The following is a 17,728-nucleotide window of genomic DNA, read 5'->3' as shown; positions in this document are numbered from 1 at the left end:
CAAATGGCGCACATAATTTAACCAAAGCTTATGGGAGGTTGGTATGTACGCAGAGCAGTTAATGTCGCTTGGTATCGTAAAAGAGGGCCAAGTCATCAATCAGGATATGGAACTGGATATCATCCGCCACGGACTGAAAGTTAAACATGCGCGCAAGGTCATGAAAGAAATGGCCATGAGCAGTGGCGAGTGGGTCACTTTGATTGGCCTAAGCCCAAGAAGCCTCCAGCGTAAAAGCGATTCAGACCTTTTGACACCTTCGCAATCAGAAAAGACACTCGCTATTCGTCGCGTTGTTGATCTGGCCGTCGAATATTACGAAGACCGTGCAACAGCGCTGGATTGGCTGAAAACACCACAAGTGGCTTTTGGTGGGAAAGCCGCTGTTGATTATCTGGATACCAACACCGGCATTCAATATGTAGAAAACGTGCTTAACCGCCTGATGCATGGCATGACCGCTTAATGGAAGTATTTCGACTCTCCGTAAAGAGGTTTGCAGATCTCAGTGGGATGGGGGGCATGTTTGGATCTGGCCGTTGGCATCAGAAAGGCCAACCCATTCTCTACACTGCAGGCTCACGCTCTCTGGCTGCGCTTGAACGTTTTGTTCATGAAAGCCCAGTTCAAATGCCTCCTTTGGTCATGATGACCATCTACATACCCGACGATCTACCAATCAAACGTGTCTCTGAACAAGAACTCCCAAATGGTTGGGACGCAGTGCCAGATGCAGATACGTCACGTAACTACGGAACCGCCTGGCTTCGAGAAATGACGACACCAGTTATTCAGCTTCCATCAGCGATCATCGCCAGCGAATACAACTTCCTGATCAATCCCGCGCATCCTGACAGTCACAAAGTCAAAATCATCGACCAACGCGATTTCTATTACGACAGCCGTCTCAAGCGAATGACGCGTTAGGAAAGTCATTCCAAACAAAAGCGCTGATGACGCAGCAACGGTCAGCACTTCTTCAAAGATAATTGCAGAGACGCGAAGAGCTCAGTTGGAACAGAATGATCCAATATGAGCGTCTTAGAGAATGGGTAATTATCTATTTTATGGTAAATAGATAATTACGTTTAATAGACTGAAATATTTGAAGAAAGTGGGCAATGACAGACGTAGGAGAGTCAGATTTGGCGTAGCTGCATATCTTATTTAACATAAGATAGATAATGCGCACTTAGGCATCGCTAGTTAGCCGCTAGATTTCGGCAGAGTTTACACGAATTGGTATTTGAAGTTTGGATACTCTGAGTCTGAGTTAATAAATACAACCAAAACAAATCTATACTCGCGCACTCACCAAACATGACTCCTCCCACAGACGCATAGCAGTTTGATACATCGAATTGCTTCAGTTCAGAGAATTACTCGTAAAGATTTGAGACTGGCCAGCTTCCACTATGAACATCTGAGCTGACTTTCGTTACTCTCGTCATGTGTTCTCAGTAAACGGAAAACTGCCTTAAGGACATGTGAAACTATCAGGTTGTTTTTTCACAATGAATTCCATGGGAACACCTATCGAACTATTTCAATTAATAAGGGATAAACCAATGAAAGCAAGCAACCTTTGCATCATTACATTGGCTATGACAACGTCGTTCGGTGTGTTGGCAAAAGACGCAAACGCGCCGGTATCAGACGCTGTTATTTCTGAGCAACGTCAAGAGTTGGCTGAAAACACAGAAGATGAAGGATTTGGTCCTCAATCACCGCGTGATATTGATTCTAAAGCAGGCAATAACACCACTTTGTTCAGCACGGCACCGTCTTACACAGAAATGAACCTGTGTAACATCCACTTCCACAAAAATGCCGAGCATAAAGGTGGCGAATTTACGGTTTATGCAGGAAATGGCGATGGTGAAGGCTACCAGACTGGTTATCGTTACTCTGGCAAGTTGTCAGATGCTGAACTCGCACCAGTAAAAAATAAGGTTTGCCCGAGTAAGCATGGCGACCTGAAACCTGGTGATACCATTGAAGTTCACTATGTTCACTCAACGGCGCAGGTTGAACCCGGCCCGACGCTTGGTGCGTGTTTGAGTGATGCCAACAAAAACCCGCAGCTTCGTGTAGAAACGCAGGTTTACGTGCTGGTGAACGATAAAAATGCTTACGACTTTGAAGAACTGACAGAGCATGAAGTTCAGGATGGCGTGCATCAGGCGGTTGCGATTCCTACTAACACGGGCAAGCCAATTCAATACATGGGCTCAACCACAGGCCCTGGCTACAACGAGAAAGGATCGCCATTCCAGGTGACTTGGAGCGTTCGTCCGAAAGTGGCGAAAGTAAATATCGAATCCGTTGGCGAATGGTGTGAAGGCAATGTCTTTGACGAAGACCATGCGCACGGCGTGCGTAACCTTGTAGTCAATAAAGATCTACTGTCAGAAATCGTTAACTAAGGTTCTCTGAACAAGGGCGTAGACAGTGTTATGCGCCCTATTCTTCTTACTGTTTTGTTTGCCTTAGTAAGACAAAAAGAAATGGCGCTTTCGCGCCATTTTTCTATTCGTAACAAACCGCTTGGAGCTTATTTCCGTCTGGATCTCTAACGTAAGCAGCGTAGTAATTCGGCCCATAGTGCTCCCTTAAACCCGGAGCCCCTTCATCCGCGCCACCATTGGCCAATGCTTCAACGTAAAACTCATCGACCGCTTCACGGCTTGCCGCTTTAAAGGCGACGTGTGTACCGTTGCCCCAGGTTGCAGGCCTGCCATCAAACGGCTTGCAGAGATACAGGAACGGCATTTGGTCATCTTTGGCGTAAAGCGGTGGTTTACCGGGTGGTTTGGGTACACGTGTCATTCCCAACGGCTTTAATACCGAATCGTAGAAAGCTGACGCTCTTTCATAGTCATTAGTACCCAGTGTGATGTGGCTGATGATAGACATGTCTGAATCCTTATTTTCTTTCGCTCGGTACCGCTGAGCCTGATTTATCTGTCGTTTTCGACCAGGGTGATAACGTCCCGAGCTTTAACAAAATGGTCTAGTTCGTGAGTTTTTATCCACCAAGTCGCCGCTTCCATGAGTAGTTCTGGGTCATCATTTTTGTTCGCAAAGAATGCATAAAAGGAGACGTTTACGTTATCTCCTTTCGTCAGGATTTTCTTTTTACAGACCTCAATAACTTTTGTGCGCAATGAATCTCTCATGTTTTACCTGAATTAGGGCTATTCGAATCGCAATACTGTATATAAATACAGCCTATGTTGAAAGTGGCACTTGTGAGAATTTGAACCACCCTACACTTCTTTTGAATCTAGGGGCTGTTGACCTTTGGTGATGATTTTTGCAGCAGTTTTTGGGAGTTTATGCAAGGCCGAGGCTTCGATGTGTAGCTAGCCTACATGAGAAGTCGATAACGCAGCAGAAATTCCCCACAAACGCTGCCCGAAGGGTTCGACTGCGCGTCCCGTACTCTAAGCGTTTTATGCTTTGTTGAGGTGTATTTGCTTAGAATGACTAGGCGGCACACACCTCGCCGCGCCTAAAACGCTTATAGCGAGAACAAAATTTAACCACCAAAGGTCAACAGCCCCTAGGGACGCGATACATTGAATGGTATTGATAGGACGTTGATAGTGAGAATTGCATGGCGGGAACTGTTGATTTAAATGCCCTTTTAGATTCGATGAAGCCAGAGCTGATGCAAGATGAGTTTGTATTTTGCACCGTTTCGGGCGAGCTTGCAGATTTTGTTGAGCTAGCCCCACTGGCTACGTTTCAGGAAAACGAAGGTTTGACCTTATTGCTGGAGAAATCAGTCGCCGACTCTGCAAACATGGTATTTGAAGGTGTCTACCGCCAGATAACCCTGACGGTGCATTCAAGCCTCGATGCCGTGGGTTTAACGGCCGCAGTATCAACGAAGTTGGCAGAGAAAGGCATCAGTGCCAACGTGCTTGCCGCCTACTACCACGATCATATCTTTGTGCAGGCAGAAAAAGCGGAAGCAGCGCTGGCGGCATTGCTGGAGTTTTCCGTCTGAATAAACTGGCTTCTAGTGAGAAGATGCCGGTTTTACTATGAAAGTCCGAAGGTCAATCTAGCGAACTCGTTTCGCAATATTTGCGGAGATCTTCACCTACCTTAAGCTTGTGGCTTTGTGCTAAATGGAAGTGCACTAGCATCAACAGATCACTGGCGAAATATCTCTCGAAATCATCTGCGTCATTTTCAATGCATATTGCTTCACAGCGCTGTGCATGTGTTCGCGCTTCCTCATATCGGCCTGCTTTAATGAAGCTCATAGCCAGTCGGTATTCAGCACGCTCTTCTTGCATCCAGCCTCCTGCAACTCGCCAAAACTGTAAAGCCAGTTGCGCTGCTTTTGTCATTTGTTGGTCTTGCTCTATCGAGCGCTCTTCCAACCTTTCAAACTGACACGCTAAGTTATTACCCGTGATAGCAAGAGCACGCGCAAGGGGTTTTGATACTGAACTCGTGCTAACGCCTTCCGTTGCCATCGTTAACCATTGAGAGGCTTGAGCTGTGTTTTCTAATGCGGCGTACTCATTGGCAATTTGTGCAGACACTCGATGCTGGTCATCGATCGCCAAATGGCTCATGTCGGAAAGCTTTTTGGTATGAAAGTAATCTGCCACGACTTGCGCACGAAGGCTTGATGGAAGATTTGCTCGGTTAGGTGGCAAGGATGACAGTAGGTGTAATAGCTTATCAGGAGCGTACAGGTGCCCTATTGCTGTATGGAGCAATAAGGTCATCGCAGATTCGGTTTGCTCTGGTTCCAAGCTACCTAACATAGAGGCCATCGAATCAAAAACCGCGTTTGGTTCTGACTCATGTTTTTGCCATCCTTGGTTCAATAGTGAATTGAAATCTTGTTCTTTATTGTTCGACATACCGACTGTCCTTGTCCTTTTGAGTCTTCATTATGAGGTTTGAACAGGCGTAGTCGATCGCGATGCAAAGGCTCTGGAAGGACGTCACTATTTTTCTAGTGACTAAAAAGCATTAATAAGCAGATACATAGGTGGTGCCTCAAGTGCTAGGCTACTGGACCATGATGGGTTTACCTTCAGAAAGTACAACAAAGTACTCTCCTCGCATAAATACCCCTAACACTTTATTGCTGCTGATGTCTTCCCAGGCTGCACCATCATCAGATTGTGAAAATGCGTCGATGAACATCAACTTAACGTATTGCTCATAGGTCAGTACTTCGCGCTTCACGAAGCCACCAAATGGATAGTAAATCAAACTGCCGTCTCTCAAGTAGGCAGGGATCATCTGACCTTTTTGGTGCTCGTCAGAGCCGCTCATCACAACGGCTTTATAATTGTGTCGGTATCGGATTGCAGGCATAACAATAAATACTGTTTATATACACAGTATAATTCTACTCTGTTTATGAAGAACGGCAAGCGGCTTTGATTAGACGGTTAACGGTAACGGTCTCAATTTCAGCGTTCGGGTATATGGACTTGTAGTGAAGACTGGTGAGAGTGGCGGATAGTCACCCGCCTAGATGTGAAAACTTCTATTTGTGATTCAGCAGCATGATGATGTCGTCTAACATCTCTTGCTCACCCTGCTTGTTCATGGGGTAACTCATGTCGACTTCTAACTCTTTCGCAAACTTTTGGAAGTATTTTGGAACATGAGAAAGGATGTAATCAGAACATTCACAGTGTTTGTTGTGGATAAAGTTACGAATAATATGCTCGTAATCAACGTCTACATCACTCCCTGACACTCTATCCAAGAAGAACTCTCTCTTGTTGTCTTCCAAAAAGCGGATATAGCGGTTTTCAGTGAGGTATTTGTCCAGTAGTGCTTGCCTGATACAGGCCAATACAATACGTGAAGCTCGCTTAGGCTTTGTCTCGCCAGATTCTTTCAATGATTCAAGAATCCTAGCTTCAAGGTATGGTGCATACTTTTTTTTATCGAAGAAGTCTTCTTCCACACGGGTAAAAAACTTCTCAAACTTCTTCTTGCGAATCCAATTCGTCAGAATCCATTTCATAGGCTTTATAGTCTTGGGTCTGTTAACGGCGCTAACCTACCACTGTTCCATGCGTATTGGTTAGATCTATGAAAAAATTTTGCGCTTTGAGCGCCATTTTTTAATGGTTTAACCATCAGAGTATAAATAACTGCTGAAGAATTGATGTGATCTGAAACAGAGTCGCTCATTGCGTTACCACTTAAATATGCCAATAGTTGGGTATGTTTGGGATCTTTATATAGTTAACAACAGATTAGATGCGATTTAATAGCTTATGTAACGTACTTGTGACAGAGAAAGTAAAGGTGTCGGGAGGCATCATGACAACGTTTGCACTGGGCCGAAAAATCATTATCAACGAAAGCTCCCTGGAGTATGACTGGATCAGACGACAGGTTGAAGAAGGCACAGAAAGATCGGAAATCATTGGCTCGATATTACGGTGTTTTGGCGGCGATGAAGAGATAGCTGAGCTTTTCTATTCCATTGCCTTGGGGGAAAGTTCGCCTGGCATTTTACTGACACACTTAAGCTTGTGCGATTGGTCACCGACACCAGATCTAGAGCATGAACTGCTAGAAAAAATGTAAGCAAAAGAGGATGGGCTTGCCCCATCCTCTTTATTCGATTCGGTATACAGAGGCAGTGAAGTCTATTACTGCTTAAATACTTCCATCACCATTGGAACGACTTTATACCAAACCGCGGCGCCGATACCCACCCAAACCAGTAACCAAAACAAGCGTGAGAGCCATGTATTTCGTGAGTGATAGCGGGCTGGATCCGGTTCTCCGCACCCTGGGCAAGATAACGCTCGTTTGGATACCTGTTTTTCACAAACCGGGCAAGCTACTAATGGCATGTAAACCTCTTATTCCTTTTTGACTCTTTTATAATGATCGTCCGCGATATCAATTCGTGGGACGTTAGGTGATACATATTATTACGAGTCGCTTCACCTAACTAGATAGTTCGCGTAGAAATCACTGAAACGATCAAGTTCCTGAGAAAATTCATGAAAAACACATACTTTCTGACGGGAATGGCGTGAAGGGGAAACCGGGCAGCTTCCCCTTGATAAGGGATCAGGCTTGGTTTGGTACGATTTGGACCTCGACACGTCGATTCTTTGCTCTACCTGATGAGGTTTCATTGGAAGCGATGGGTTGGGTTTCGCCATACCCCGTCACATACAAACGCTGTGCGTTGACCGCCGAGCGAAGCAGATACCCTTTCACACTCTCAGCACGTTTTTCGGACAAAGTGATGTTATATGTAGCATCACCTGTGCTGTCCGTGTGTCCTTCTATGCTTAGGAAGGTTTTATCATATTCGTTCATGACCCGGGCTACTGCATCAAGAGATTGGTAGAAACCCGGCGTGATGTCACTTTGGTTGGTGCCGAATGTAATATTAGAAGGCATCACCAGACGGATATTGTCACCTTCGCGTACAACTTCGATTCCAGATCCTGACAACTCTTCACGAAACGCGGCTTCCTGTTGGTCCATATACTGGCCGACAGCAGCACCTGCCAATGCGCCAATCGCAGCACCGATAAAGATACGTTTGTCTTTATGGTTGCCGGTAGCTTTTCCTAATACCGCGCCAGTAGCTGCCCCGATGGCTGCTCCTGTCCCTGTGTTTGAGGCACAGCCTCCAAGCACCAGCGAAGCTGTAAGTAAAGTCACAACAGGAATAGATTTACGCATAACAATATCTCCTTCTTTCCACCCTCATACTTCGAGGGGCTCTACTCAGCCGGCTGGGCCGAGAATATGCGTATTGATAAGGCCGCCAATCATAGATATCTGTAAGGTCCTGATTGTCAGCACATTGCAAACTTAATTTACAATTGAACACTGTTTTATATCCACATTGTGTATGACTACGGAATTCAAGATTGATTCAACGGACTAAAGGAAAATGACTGAGTTATTTTGACCGCGAATTTGTGAGGGTTAGCGAAAAGCGTTTAATCTTATGTAGTTATGACTGAAATATCGAAAACTATATAAGTTATAGTGCGTTAACTGTATTAAAATTAAGGAGCAGTTGACGTCCCTGCTCCTCTTACAACGGCGACTTAATCACCGAAGTCGTGGACTGCGAGCTGGTAGATGTCGACTGGATCAACCCACTCAACCGTACCACACACAGTACAAGTGCACTCAGTATAGTCTTTATAATCGCCACCGGTTGGTGGTGTTGTCAGTGCACGAATAGCTGGATCATGGTGAGCTTGCTCACGTACTTCATGTCCAGTTTCTTTTTTGCAGCTCGCGCAGTACCAAGTGTGTACACTCATCGTTATCTCCTTGCTTTAAATCTTGCTCCGTCGCGGTGAGTGTAATTTCATATAACCTCCAGTTTGTGATGCAATATTGAGACATGGAGCAATTAGTCGGAAATAGACTTTTTCCGGCCACTTTTTAGCAAAGTAGTCAGCATGACGTAGGTGTTTCTAGGCAGTTCCCAATGTGTTTACACGTTGCGTTAATGCTTTATGTTCAACAGGTTGCTCTCCATGGGGTCAGAAAAGATGTTCAAACAAGGAAACCTCTTTAAAAGCTTGCCAAATGCCAGAATTAACGAGGTTTTTGAAGATTTAGTCAAACACCCGTTTGTCAGGATTGAGAGAATAGTGTCGCGAGGACAAACTTCTCCTGAGACAGGTTGGTACGATCAAGACGAAAATGAATGGGTTGTCGTGTTACAAGGCAGCGCTGAATTAACGTTTGAAAGTGGCGAAGTCATGCCTTTGCAGGCTGGTGATCATGTCAATATTCCGGCCCGCACCAAACACAAGGTGAGCTGGACAGAACCCGAAAAAGAAACTGTTTGGCTGGCAGTATTCTACCCATCTGTCGATGCTGAGTAATCAATGGAGTTGGTCAGTACAACGCCCTTTAACTTGTGACTGCGGACATGAGGCATCACCATAAGCGCAAAACACACAGCACATACCATCCTGAACTATCAAAACCTCACCACAACTCTCGCACTCGTAATGCTGTAGAGGTGTGTCGATCGGCATGAGTTCTGACTTTACGTGTCCGCATTTTGGGCAGGTTATGTTTGATTTCAGCAGTACTTTCATTGGAGAAAATGCCCTTCTATTGAGATGTTCATCAGTAAGCGTGGAACACCTTGAAGACACTTGCCAGCACCAGACGCCAATTGCGTTAGATTCAACCATTAAAAGATGTAATTCCAGATACAAATGCCTTCCTCTTTTCATTTTTTGACACTTTAAACAGACAATTTGTGGATTCATGTTATTCAAATGAGGAATCGTTTTAGGTTCAAAAACTCTCTTTTTCCGTCCCATAGAGTTGTCCATACTGATGCCTGTCCACACTATCGTTGAAACCGTGAAATCAGAGGTTCACATGACGTTATTTCCGAAAGATTTTCTATGGGGCGGCGCCATTGCGGCCAACCAGGTTGAAGGTTCTTATGCTCTCGAAGGCAAAGGCCTTTCGACGTCCGACATGCTCCCCTCTGGGATTCTAAGCCCACACCAAACCCGCCAAGAACGCACGCCGGGTATTAAAGATGTGGCCATAGATTTCTATAACAGATACCCAGAGGACATTGCCCTTTTCAATGAAATGGGCTTCAACTGCCTGCGTCTTTCCATTGCCTGGACCCGTATTTTCCCGAACGGTGATGAGGAATCACCTAACGAGGCTGGCCTCGCCTATTACGACCGTATTTTCGATGAATTGGCTACACACAATATCCAGCCTTTTGTGACGCTCTCACATTATGAAATGCCTTACGCTCTGGTAGAAAACTATGGAGGCTGGGCAGACCGACAACTGATCGGCTTCTTTGAGCGGTATGTCAGTACCGTTTTCGAACGGTATAAGGACAAAGTTAAGCTCTGGCTGACATTCAATGAAATCAATATGTCGCTGCATGCGCCTTTTACCGGCGTTGGGCTTCAGGAAGATGCCAGCGAGCGGGAAATCTATCAGGCGATTCACCATCAGTTGGTGGCCAATGCAAAAGCGGTGAAGCTCTGCCATGAGATTATTCCAGACGCTAAGATCGGTAACATGCTGTTGGGAGCTATCAATTACCCATTTACTTGCAACCCAGACGACGTCATCGCTGCCATGCATGAGAATAACAAATGGCTGTTCTTTGGTGATGTTCAGACGCGCGGCAAATACCCGGGCTACATGCTTCGTTACTTCAGAGAAAATGGTATCGAAATCGCAATGGAAGATGGCGATCTGGATGTGATCGCCAGTGCTTCAGTCGATTTTATCTCGTTCAGTTATTACGCCAGCGGCTGTGCGAGTGCTGATCCTAAACAAAAAGAAGTCGGCAATATCGTCGCCAGTGTGCCAAATCCTTATCTGGAGAAGAGCCAATGGGGCTGGCTCATCGACCCGAAAGGCCTACGTATTCTGCTGAATTTCCTCTATGACCGTTACCAGAAGCCTCTGTTCATCGTTGAAAATGGACTAGGCGCAATCGATGAATTGGATGAAAACGGTGAGATTCAGGATGACTACCGCATTGCTTACCTTAATGACCATTTAGTTCAGGCAGGTGAAGCCATGTTAGACGGTGTGGAGTTAATGGGATTCACAACGTGGGGACCGATTGATCTCGTCGCGAATTCCACCGCGGAAATGCGTAAACGTTATGGTTTTATTTATGTCGACCGACACGACGATTTCAGTGGCTCTCTCGAACGAAAACGTAAGAAAAGCTTTTTCTGGTATCAAGACGTGATTAAAACCCAAGGCGCTTCGCTGACAGTGAAATAATCCGTACCGCTCCGGCAAGTAAAAAGCCCTGCTGATGCAGGGCTTTCGTTTAAGGCGTTGTTTGTAATTAACCGACTTGGAGGTTGCCATACAGGGTTTGATAAACCCCCTCTTCCTGCACCAGTTCGCTGTGGTTACCGCTTTGTGCAACCTTGCCATCTTCCAGTACATAAATCAGGTCGGCTTGTTTCACTGCAGACAAACGGTGCGCCACAATCAGTGTGGTTCGGCCTTGAAGGAAGTTATTCAGCGCCTCATGCAACGCTGCTTCTGTTGCAGTATCCAGCGCAGAGGTCGCTTCGTCTAAAATTACCAGTTTCGGATTGGTCAGAATCATACGGGCAATGGCTAAGCGCTGACGTTGGCCGCCAGAAAGCTTGAGACCTTGCCTGCCCAGCTGGGATTCCAAGCCGTTATCCAGCTTATCGATAACATCGCTTAACTGAGCAATTTCCAGTGATTGCCAAAGCTGATCGTCGGAGAAATCAGTTCGTCCTAATGTCAGGTTTTCACGCAATGTATCGTTGAAGATCATCGGTTGTTGCAAGACCACGGCCGTATGCTGGCGCAGGGTTTCATAACCAATCTCTTCGACAGGTTTGCCATCAATCAGGATTTCACCGTCAGATTTGCGATAAAGCCCCAGCAGCAGCTGAATCAGTGTGGATTTACCGCCACCTGATGCGCCAACCAGCGCCACGCGCTTGCCTTGAGGAATATTCAGAGAAAGACCGTTCAACACCGTTTTCTCACTGTCGTAACTGAAGGTCAGGTCGCGACATTCCACGCCAAAGGTGTCTTTGCTTTCCAGCGGATCTTTCTCGGATGCGTTACGTGGCTCTTCATCCAGAGCGAGTAAACCGTTCAGGCGTTTCATCGCTGCAGAAGCACTGAACCAGGCGTATTGAATACCCAAAAGTTCTTGAATCGGGCTTAGCATAAACCAAAGATAACCAAACACCGCGAAGATCTGGCCAATAGTCAGGTCGCTGAACAGTACCATCAGCATCGCCGCCGCACGGAACAGCTCAAAACCGATCAGGAACATCAGGAAGGAAACGCGCCCCGCCGCTTCTGACTGCCAGGCGTACTTGTCAGCGTCGTGTCGAATCGCTTCGGCATCTGTCTTCAGAACATCAAGGTAAGCACGTTCACGGTTAGCAGCACGGAGCTGATAGATGCCATCCAGCGTTTCTACCAGACGTTGCTGGAACCGCTCAAAAGATTGGTTTTCCGCCTTTTTAAGGTGCTTAACGCGTTGGCCCATTTTGCGTGAGAGGTAGATGACCAGCGGGTTAACCAGCAATATGAATAAGCCAAGCGCCCAGTCGAGCCATAGAAGGATAATTGCCGTGCCAAAGACCGTCAGTACACCGACCACAAAGCGGCTCAAACTGTTGCCAAGGAAAGAGTCGATAGTCTCGATGTCCGTCACCAGATGAGAACTCACTCCGCCGCTGCCACGCTCTTCGTATTCTTTCATACTGATGCGGCCAAGTTTATCGAGGAGTTGCTGGCGGATATGGCAAGTGATGGACTTGGAAACCAAAGTAAACTGACGGCTTTGCCAGATATTCAGCGCCTGGCTGACAATCCGCATCACAATCACCAGTATCAGCACCATGACGATATAACTGGCTGGTTGCTGCAGTGACTCGGGCAAAATCTGGTTGAAGAAATTCACCCCACCGGCAGGCTTGTTTAGCAGCACCTCATCGACCATTAGCGGCATAAACAGAGGAATTGGCACGCTGATGAGCGTCGCACAGATAGCGATAAGGTTGGCGGTAATCAGGCGTTTCTTGTGCTTTTTCGCCTGCTCAATCAACCAACGTGTCGAAATGGTTGTTAGCGTACTGCTAGTCACTGTATCTCCAGAATTCTTTGTCATTTTTTAATTTTTCTAATGTTGAGTCTATACCCTAGCCGCAACCGAAAACACCCCAGAGAAATCCGGGGTGTTTATCGTCAGGGGTTAATCTGCGGTTAGAACACGTATTCGGCTTCTATACCCCAGTTACGTCCTGGTTGCGTGCGACGATCAAGTCCGTCAGTAGTTGATTCCGCACCAATCAGGTCGTTGTAGTCCCAATATTTCTTATCGAAAGCGTTAAACAGACCGGCACGCAGCGTCAGATCGGTCATCGGTCGGTAGAATGCTGTTACATCGGTTACAGCGTAACCTGGTGCATTCACGTTTTCAGTCCCGTTAGCGTTACTCCAATCAGAACCGGATTTACCCGCAACAGCTTTCACTGACAACTTACCACCGTAAGTGTTTTCAACGTCGGCATAGCCCAGCGCTAAGTAGCCTGTAAGCGGCGAAACAGTATCCAGTGCTTCCCCGTTTTCTTTGTCTTCACCTTGGGTGTAAGCCACGCTCATATCACTGTAAAGACCTGTCGGGGCGCCAAATAGAACATCCAATGCAAGATGTGTTTTCAGCTCAGCACCATAGATTTCAGCTTTGCTGATGTTCTCTTTGGTCCAAAGTTCTTTACCCTGGCCGTTGTCATCTGCCAATTTGTGCGTTTCGATAAAGTTCTTGTAGTCGTTGTAATAGACCGAGAACTCAATGCGACCGAAGTCCTGAGTGAAGCGCAGACCAGTTTCATAACCAATGCTCTCTTCCGGCTTCAGGTTAGGGTTTGCCTCGAACACAGCTCCTCTAGCAGCGTCAGTTTCGTAGAAGTAGTACAAATCCTGAAGCGTTGGCGCTTTGTAACCCTGGCTGACGTTACCGAAGCTGCTCAGGCTTTCGGTCCAGTGATAAACCGCACCCAGTTTTGCTGTTAACGCGTCACTTTTTGACTTTGGATTATCTTCTGAAGCTTGTTTTGGCTCTGCGGTAAACTTGTCGTAGCGAAGACCCGCATTCACTACCAGTCGTTCTTCCAGGAAGAAAGCTTGATCCTGTACAAATATGCCCCATTTCACTGACTCTGCGTTTGGCACTTCACCGGTTTTATCTACTGACGTACCCGCTTTGTAGCCCTCTAGGTAATAATCGCGGTAATCCAGATCAAACTCGTTAGTGATGTAATTCATGCCATAGCTGATTTCGTGGAAACTGTTCTCAAGTTCAATAGCCTTGTCGAACTGAGCATCAAACTGGGCGCTCTTATCTACACCGTTACGCATACGCTGGCGGTAGCCATGACCAAATGACGCTGGCGGCTGTGGCGTTTCGTCAAAGGTGTTGTGATTACTTTCACTTTCCAACGCGGTCACTTGCCACTTCAGGTGGTCGAACGCGACGTTGTTCGCTTGCCATTCATGCTCGAAGGTTACGCGCTTGCGCTTGTCTTCATCACTGGCGCTGTTACGCGTATATACGAAGCCTGGCATGATTTCATAGCCTTCGTTAGACAGCACCAGCCCATCTGCTTCTCGGTTATAAATCTCACCGGTCAGGCCTATTCGATGCGCATCATTCAACTGATAGAAAGCTTTCAGCAAAAGGTTGTCTGAGTTGATATCAAATGGGTCAGCCTGTCCACGTTCGCGGCCTTCAATATCAGCACCACTGCCGTGGGTCGCTGTTTCGTGACCATCGCGATGTGTGAAAATCAGCAAGGTTTCCAGATCGCCAGTACGGTTTGCCAGAGTTGCAGTCGCTTTGTAGCTCTCATCAGCACTGTAGTAACCGCCTTTAACGCTGGCATAGGTGTCATCACCCTCAGCGACCAGAAGGTCGCTCGGGTTCTTGGTGCGGATGATCACGGCACCGGCCAGTGCATCACTGCCGTACAGGCTGGAGGCTGGACCTTTGCTTATCTCTGCACGCTGCAAGGTGTCGGTCTCAACAGTGTTGTTGTATTTGCGCATCACATCTGCGCCTGGGTTGAACGATGAAGGTTGTTCAACACCATCCACCATGGTTTTTACGTAGTTATCACTCAAACCACGAATATTAAAGCCTGAGTTACCGAAACGACCCGTGCCCGGCATCGACACACCCGGCTCATTCGCAATCGCCTGCTCGAGGTCCTGAGCAAGGTTCTCTTCGATTGTTTCGCTGTTCACTACGTCAACAGAAGCGGCTACATCACTGATGTTTTGCTCACTTCGGGTCGCAGAGACAACCACTTCGTCAAAGGTATAAACGTCTTGGGCTGAAGCTGTGCCCGCACAGAGAAGGCCGACCAAAATCGCCAGCTTGTTTTTCTTGATAGTCATAATTTCCACTCTTTAAACCGCCTGAGAAATCCCAATCAGTTTTCTTCAGGCAAAAGAAACCTACTCACACTGGTTCCCGTGCGATTTTTATAGTTATGGGAGGTGATATCAGGCCCTCAGAATAAGAGCCTGATAAAAGAGATTAAGCGTTCTCTTCTTTCATCTTCTTCACGTGACCTTCATTCAGGTGGATCACGGAAAGCATGTCTTCGCCCGACACATCAAATGCCTGACCGAAGCCTTTCACGTAACGGCCGATGACTGGATTTAAACGGTAGAGGTTGAAATCGCCAAGTTGGCTGAGGTTATCGATCATCTCGCCAAGACGAGCACTCATTACCTGAATTGCCGTTTTCCAGTGTTCTGAATCACGCTCAATAAGTTCTGCATTGGTGTCAAATGACAGACGACGTCGCGCAAAGATGGAGCGAGCCTCGCTTTCGTCTTCGATCATCATGATAGAGACGGCTTTGCGGTGCTTGAGATTTTGACCATGGGTAGCAAGATCCGACACCAGAATGTAGTAACCCATTTCAGAGAAAGCGAAAGGCGCATAGCTGGTATGTGGTTTACCTTCTTTGTCTACAGTACCCAATTGCAGCGTATTGCGAGAATCACGAAACTCCTGAATTTCAGGGCCTAAACGGTTTTGTAGACGTTCTGCTTTGTCACTCATTTTGCCAACTCCTGCTTCATGGCGTTAAACAGTTCAATTTGTTCTGGGAATAGCTGACGCTTTTTGTCACGGCCAAGGTAAATCTTGAATACACAATGGCCAGTGCTGTCGAAGAAACCAATATAGTGGCTCTCGGTACCGCGGAATGGCTTGCTGACAAACGCAATGTCAGAGACCAAATCCAGACGAAGATGACCGTGTAACTGGCCTTCGCGTCCCATTAGGTTGTAGTAACCGTGAGCAACTTTGCCTTTTGGAAAGGCCGCTTTAAATTCAAAAACAGAACCACCAGAATGAACGATGGTGGTGACCTTACCCCATACTGGCATTGCTTCCAGAATGGTCTGCGCAAGTTCACCCTTCACGTGGGAAATCATACTTTCTGGGAGTGCCAGCGTAATTTCACCTTCCGTCAGTTTCAGTGAGTCCACCATGTTTGATACTGGTGTGTGCTCATCCTGAGCCAGATATTCAGCCACGCGCTGTTTGATTTCTTCCGTCACGATGATCGCTTTTTGCATCGTTTAACTACTCCTAAGCTGCGACATTTGCCGCTTTTCTTTGCACTTTCTGCGCTGTTTGGTTTTGTAATACTTCAATCAGATTTTGGGCCAGTGTGACCGCCCAGAACTGTCCGGCGAGAGTCAGCGTGAGATAACTTCTGCCATTTTCATTCTTTTCAAGATAGACCAGACCGTTTTCCTGCCACGCTTCGAACAAGGGAGACAGCGCTTCAAACGAGCCTTGCCCTGCCACTGAATCCAACTTGTGTTGAGCCAGCACACCGGCATCAAAACCGCTTTTCACTTCAGCAGACACACCTCTATCGGCAGGCGCCAGTGTCATAATAGTGACAGGGTAACGAAAATCATTGATCGCTGAGATGTAGGTATCCATATCGCGGGTTTGCATCATCTGACAGCCATTGACATTGCCACCAGCCCCTGCTCCTAAAGGCATGATCTCCGCAGTTGTTTTCGCTAACGAGTTGTAAATACTACGTTCGCGGTTGTCTGAAGACCAGTGGTTAACGCTGAGACGTTTCTGATGGTGCTTCGCCATGAAATTCACGCCCATCTCAAACATACTGGCCTTCATTTGTGTATCTGCCGGATACGGCAATTTGCCCTGCTCAACCAACTTTGCCATTGGCAAGCCCTGCATTTCGATAAGCTGATACAGGTCGACACCATGGGCACCGGACTCTAGATAGTCATTCAAGTCCTGCAGCCAGATATCCAGAGTTTGGTGAGGCAAGCCATAAAGCAAATCGAGAACAATAGGTGCCGCGTTGTATTTGGCTAATTGCTGGATTTTGTCCAACACCACTTCCCGGTCATCAAGGCGCTTCGCACTGCGACGGACCTGAGTGTTGAAGCTCTGAACGCCGAACGAGAAGCGGTTAACGCCCCCTTCCAGTGCCGCTTCAAATTTGTCCAATCCAAAACGGTTGATACGACCTTCGAGTGTGATTTCGCAGTCCGGTGTCAGCGGAAATTGGCTGCGGATATCAGAGACGATCATTCGGATTTGTTCGCCACTAAGATCGGTTGGGGTTCCTCCGCCAATGTATACCGCTTGGAACGGCGCTGACTGACTCCAGACTTGCGAGGCTTTCCATCGAATTTCTGCGCGCAGTGCTTCAACGTAGCCTTCAATTAATGACTTGCTGGATGCGTATTGGAAGAAGTTGCAGTAGGTACAACGCACGCGACAAAACGGAATGTGAATGTACAGACAGCGTGGCGCATGCGCCGATGACGCTGGGATTGCATGTGCTTTTTCAAGCGTGGTTTGGATATCTTCAGAATTAACTGAACGCATCATGCCACCGGCATGCGCACTCTTCTTGCGTTGAAAAGCAAAACGAAGTGGATCAGGTGTTCTTAGCCCGACCAATTCCGGATTGTGAAGATCAACATTCATCTCATTTTGCAACCTTTAACATTAACAGCGTCAAACTGCGAGCTGTTTCCTAGTGATTTCAATCATATTCATAAAAGATAATAATGCAACTGATAATTGATCTCATTAGCATTTCATGCATAATGCACCTAATCACTTATTAAAATCAGTTCTTCAGGAGTA

21 protein-coding genes are annotated in these 17,728 nt (G+C 46.8%); 7 read left to right on the top strand and 14 right to left on the bottom strand.

The window, feature by feature from the left end:
* Nucleotides 1-43: 43 nt before the first annotated feature.
* The 3 genes from QL223_RS03745 (at nt 44) to QL223_RS03735 (ending at nt 2,426) form a co-directional block, all read left to right on the top strand.
* Nucleotides 44-466 carry an antitoxin Xre/MbcA/ParS toxin-binding domain-containing protein gene (locus tag QL223_RS03745; RefSeq protein ID WP_002535846.1) on the top strand — a complete coding sequence of 141 codons (423 nt, stop codon included), beginning with the start codon at nt 44-46 and terminating at the stop codon, nt 464-466.
* A complete protein-coding gene (locus QL223_RS03740; protein WP_281543950.1) occupies nt 466-927 on the top strand; it encodes an RES family NAD+ phosphorylase in 462 nt (153 codons plus the stop codon). The genes QL223_RS03745 and QL223_RS03740 overlap by 1 nt, the downstream gene beginning before the upstream one ends.
* A 641-nt stretch (nt 928-1,568) precedes the next feature.
* Nucleotides 1,569-2,426, top strand: a complete 858-nt coding sequence (locus tag QL223_RS03735; protein WP_281543949.1) for a delta-class carbonic anhydrase — start codon at nt 1,569-1,571, stop codon at nt 2,424-2,426.
* A gap of 103 nt (nt 2,427-2,529) precedes the next feature.
* Here QL223_RS03735 and QL223_RS03730 read toward each other — a convergent pair whose 3' ends face one another.
* Together QL223_RS03730 and QL223_RS03725 are read right to left on the bottom strand one after the other, a co-directional pair.
* On the bottom strand, nt 2,530-2,916 hold the full coding sequence (locus tag QL223_RS03730) for a VOC family protein (protein WP_002535850.1): 387 nt from the start codon (nt 2,914-2,916) through the stop codon (nt 2,530-2,532).
* Nucleotides 2,917-2,960: 44 nt separating this feature from the next.
* A complete protein-coding gene (locus tag QL223_RS03725; protein ID WP_002535851.1) occupies nt 2,961-3,179 on the bottom strand; it encodes a DUF6500 family protein in 219 nt (72 codons plus the stop codon).
* A gap of 440 nt (nt 3,180-3,619) precedes the next feature.
* Between QL223_RS03725 and QL223_RS03720 the strand changes: the two genes are divergently transcribed.
* The gene (locus QL223_RS03720; RefSeq protein ID WP_281543948.1) at nt 3,620-4,015 is read left to right on the top strand and encodes an ACT domain-containing protein; all 396 of its coding nucleotides are present in this window, start codon (nt 3,620-3,622) and stop codon (nt 4,013-4,015) included.
* Nucleotides 4,016-4,067: 52 nt separating this feature from the next.
* Here the strand turns inward: QL223_RS03720 and QL223_RS03715 are convergent, their stop codons facing one another.
* The 3 genes from QL223_RS03715 to QL223_RS03705 all read right to left on the bottom strand — a co-directional run bounded on the left by QL223_RS03715 (nt 4,068) and on the right by QL223_RS03705 (nt 6,016).
* Nucleotides 4,068-4,889, bottom strand: coding sequence for a hypothetical protein (locus QL223_RS03715; RefSeq protein ID WP_281543947.1), 822 nt, complete (start codon nt 4,887-4,889; stop codon nt 4,068-4,070).
* 151 nt (nt 4,890-5,040) lie between these two features.
* Nucleotides 5,041-5,352, bottom strand: a complete 312-nt coding sequence (locus tag QL223_RS03710) for a hypothetical protein (protein WP_039849546.1) — start codon at nt 5,350-5,352, stop codon at nt 5,041-5,043.
* A gap of 175 nt (nt 5,353-5,527) precedes the next feature.
* Nucleotides 5,528-6,016, bottom strand: a complete 489-nt coding sequence (locus QL223_RS03705) for a hypothetical protein (RefSeq protein WP_002535855.1) — start codon at nt 6,014-6,016, stop codon at nt 5,528-5,530.
* 302 nt (nt 6,017-6,318) lie between these two features.
* Here QL223_RS03705 and QL223_RS03700 point away from each other — a divergent pair, with 302 nt between their 5' ends.
* Entirely contained in the window at nt 6,319-6,588 is a 270-nt protein-coding gene (locus tag QL223_RS03700; RefSeq protein ID WP_281543946.1) for a hypothetical protein, read from the top strand.
* A gap of 65 nt (nt 6,589-6,653) precedes the next feature.
* Here QL223_RS03700 and QL223_RS03695 read toward each other — a convergent pair whose 3' ends face one another.
* From QL223_RS03695 to QL223_RS03685, 3 genes are all read right to left on the bottom strand, one after another.
* Nucleotides 6,654-6,860: a hypothetical protein gene (locus tag QL223_RS03695; protein WP_165011552.1), complete on the bottom strand. Its 207-nt coding sequence runs from the start codon at nt 6,858-6,860 to the stop codon at nt 6,654-6,656.
* 223 nt (nt 6,861-7,083) lie between these two features.
* Nucleotides 7,084-7,710, bottom strand: coding sequence for an OmpA family protein (locus QL223_RS03690; RefSeq protein WP_281543945.1), 627 nt, complete (start codon nt 7,708-7,710; stop codon nt 7,084-7,086).
* A gap of 374 nt (nt 7,711-8,084) precedes the next feature.
* A complete protein-coding gene (locus tag QL223_RS03685) occupies nt 8,085-8,306 on the bottom strand; it encodes a hypothetical protein (RefSeq protein WP_002535858.1) in 222 nt (73 codons plus the stop codon).
* Nucleotides 8,307-8,540: 234 nt separating this feature from the next.
* Here QL223_RS03685 and QL223_RS03680 point away from each other — a divergent pair, with 234 nt between their 5' ends.
* Nucleotides 8,541-8,879, top strand: a complete 339-nt coding sequence (locus QL223_RS03680; protein ID WP_039849581.1) for a cupin domain-containing protein — start codon at nt 8,541-8,543, stop codon at nt 8,877-8,879.
* On the opposite strand, the gene QL223_RS03675 is transcribed toward QL223_RS03680, so the two are convergent.
* Entirely contained in the window at nt 8,880-9,098 is a 219-nt protein-coding gene (locus QL223_RS03675) for a GDCCVxC domain-containing (seleno)protein (RefSeq protein ID WP_082111363.1), read from the bottom strand.
* 292 nt (nt 9,099-9,390) lie between these two features.
* Between QL223_RS03675 and QL223_RS03670 the strand changes: the two genes are divergently transcribed.
* A complete protein-coding gene (locus QL223_RS03670; RefSeq protein WP_281543944.1) occupies nt 9,391-10,785 on the top strand; it encodes a family 1 glycosylhydrolase in 1,395 nt (464 codons plus the stop codon).
* A 67-nt stretch (nt 10,786-10,852) separates the two neighbouring features.
* On the opposite strand, the gene QL223_RS03665 is transcribed toward QL223_RS03670, so the two are convergent.
* From QL223_RS03665 to hutW, 5 genes are all read right to left on the bottom strand, one after another.
* Nucleotides 10,853-12,652, bottom strand: a complete 1,800-nt coding sequence (locus QL223_RS03665; RefSeq protein WP_281543943.1) for an ABC transporter ATP-binding protein — start codon at nt 12,650-12,652, stop codon at nt 10,853-10,855.
* Between the two features lie 119 nt (nt 12,653-12,771).
* On the bottom strand, nt 12,772-14,964 hold the full coding sequence (locus QL223_RS03660) for a TonB-dependent hemoglobin/transferrin/lactoferrin family receptor (protein WP_281543942.1): 2,193 nt from the start codon (nt 14,962-14,964) through the stop codon (nt 12,772-12,774).
* A gap of 142 nt (nt 14,965-15,106) precedes the next feature.
* Nucleotides 15,107-15,640 carry a heme utilization protein HutZ gene (hutZ, locus tag QL223_RS03655; RefSeq protein ID WP_281543941.1) on the bottom strand — a complete coding sequence of 178 codons (534 nt, stop codon included), beginning with the start codon at nt 15,638-15,640 and terminating at the stop codon, nt 15,107-15,109.
* The gene (hutX, locus tag QL223_RS03650) at nt 15,637-16,161 is read right to left on the bottom strand and encodes a heme utilization cystosolic carrier protein HutX (RefSeq protein WP_281543940.1); all 525 of its coding nucleotides are present in this window, start codon (nt 16,159-16,161) and stop codon (nt 15,637-15,639) included. The genes hutZ and hutX overlap by 4 nt, the downstream gene beginning before the upstream one ends.
* A gap of 13 nt (nt 16,162-16,174) precedes the next feature.
* Nucleotides 16,175-17,566 (bottom strand): heme anaerobic degradation radical SAM methyltransferase ChuW/HutW, encoded by a 1,392-nt coding sequence (gene hutW, locus QL223_RS03645; RefSeq protein WP_281543939.1) that lies wholly within the window; start codon nt 17,564-17,566, stop codon nt 16,175-16,177.
* Between the last annotated feature and the right edge of the window lie 162 nt (nt 17,567-17,728).

Origin of the sequence: Grimontia sp. SpTr1 (genome assembly GCF_947387585.1) — a bacterium.
GTDB classification, from domain to species: Bacteria; Pseudomonadota; Gammaproteobacteria; order Enterobacterales; family Vibrionaceae; genus Enterovibrio; species Enterovibrio indicus.
This window is presented reverse-complemented; position numbering and strand designations above follow the sequence as displayed.

What these genes read in the sequence shown, in the direction of transcription:
- QL223_RS03730 (WP_002535850.1), bottom strand. Translation starts at nt 2,916, where the DNA reads ATGTCTATCATCAGCCACATCACACTGGGTACTAATGACTATGAAAGA.
- QL223_RS03710 (WP_039849546.1), bottom strand. Translation starts at nt 5,352, where the DNA reads ATGCCTGCAATCCGATACCGACACAATTATAAAGCCGTTGTGATGAGC.
- QL223_RS03745 (WP_002535846.1), top strand. Translation starts at nt 44, where the DNA reads ATGTACGCAGAGCAGTTAATGTCGCTTGGTATCGTAAAAGAGGGCCAA.
- QL223_RS03725 (WP_002535851.1), bottom strand. Translation starts at nt 3,179, where the DNA reads ATGAGAGATTCATTGCGCACAAAAGTTATTGAGGTCTGTAAAAAGAAA.
- QL223_RS03680 (WP_039849581.1), top strand. Translation starts at nt 8,541, where the DNA reads ATGTTCAAACAAGGAAACCTCTTTAAAAGCTTGCCAAATGCCAGAATT.
- QL223_RS03690 (WP_281543945.1), bottom strand. Translation starts at nt 7,710, where the DNA reads ATGCGTAAATCTATTCCTGTTGTGACTTTACTTACAGCTTCGCTGGTG.
- QL223_RS03675 (WP_082111363.1), bottom strand. Translation starts at nt 9,098, where the DNA reads ATGAAAGTACTGCTGAAATCAAACATAACCTGCCCAAAATGCGGACAC.
- QL223_RS03670 (WP_281543944.1), top strand. Translation starts at nt 9,391, where the DNA reads ATGACGTTATTTCCGAAAGATTTTCTATGGGGCGGCGCCATTGCGGCC.
- QL223_RS03740 (WP_281543950.1), top strand. Translation starts at nt 466, where the DNA reads ATGGAAGTATTTCGACTCTCCGTAAAGAGGTTTGCAGATCTCAGTGGG.
- QL223_RS03715 (WP_281543947.1), bottom strand. Translation starts at nt 4,889, where the DNA reads ATGTCGAACAATAAAGAACAAGATTTCAATTCACTATTGAACCAAGGA.
- hutZ (WP_281543941.1), bottom strand. Translation starts at nt 15,640, where the DNA reads ATGAGTGACAAAGCAGAACGTCTACAAAACCGTTTAGGCCCTGAAATT.
- QL223_RS03705 (WP_002535855.1), bottom strand. Translation starts at nt 6,016, where the DNA reads ATGAAATGGATTCTGACGAATTGGATTCGCAAGAAGAAGTTTGAGAAG.
- QL223_RS03660 (WP_281543942.1), bottom strand. Translation starts at nt 14,964, where the DNA reads ATGACTATCAAGAAAAACAAGCTGGCGATTTTGGTCGGCCTTCTCTGT.
- hutX (WP_281543940.1), bottom strand. Translation starts at nt 16,161, where the DNA reads ATGCAAAAAGCGATCATCGTGACGGAAGAAATCAAACAGCGCGTGGCT.
- QL223_RS03685 (WP_002535858.1), bottom strand. Translation starts at nt 8,306, where the DNA reads ATGAGTGTACACACTTGGTACTGCGCGAGCTGCAAAAAAGAAACTGGA.
- QL223_RS03720 (WP_281543948.1), top strand. Translation starts at nt 3,620, where the DNA reads ATGGCGGGAACTGTTGATTTAAATGCCCTTTTAGATTCGATGAAGCCA.
- QL223_RS03700 (WP_281543946.1), top strand. Translation starts at nt 6,319, where the DNA reads ATGACAACGTTTGCACTGGGCCGAAAAATCATTATCAACGAAAGCTCC.
- hutW (WP_281543939.1), bottom strand. Translation starts at nt 17,566, where the DNA reads ATGAATGTTGATCTTCACAATCCGGAATTGGTCGGGCTAAGAACACCT.
- QL223_RS03735 (WP_281543949.1), top strand. Translation starts at nt 1,569, where the DNA reads ATGAAAGCAAGCAACCTTTGCATCATTACATTGGCTATGACAACGTCG.
- QL223_RS03695 (WP_165011552.1), bottom strand. Translation starts at nt 6,860, where the DNA reads ATGCCATTAGTAGCTTGCCCGGTTTGTGAAAAACAGGTATCCAAACGA.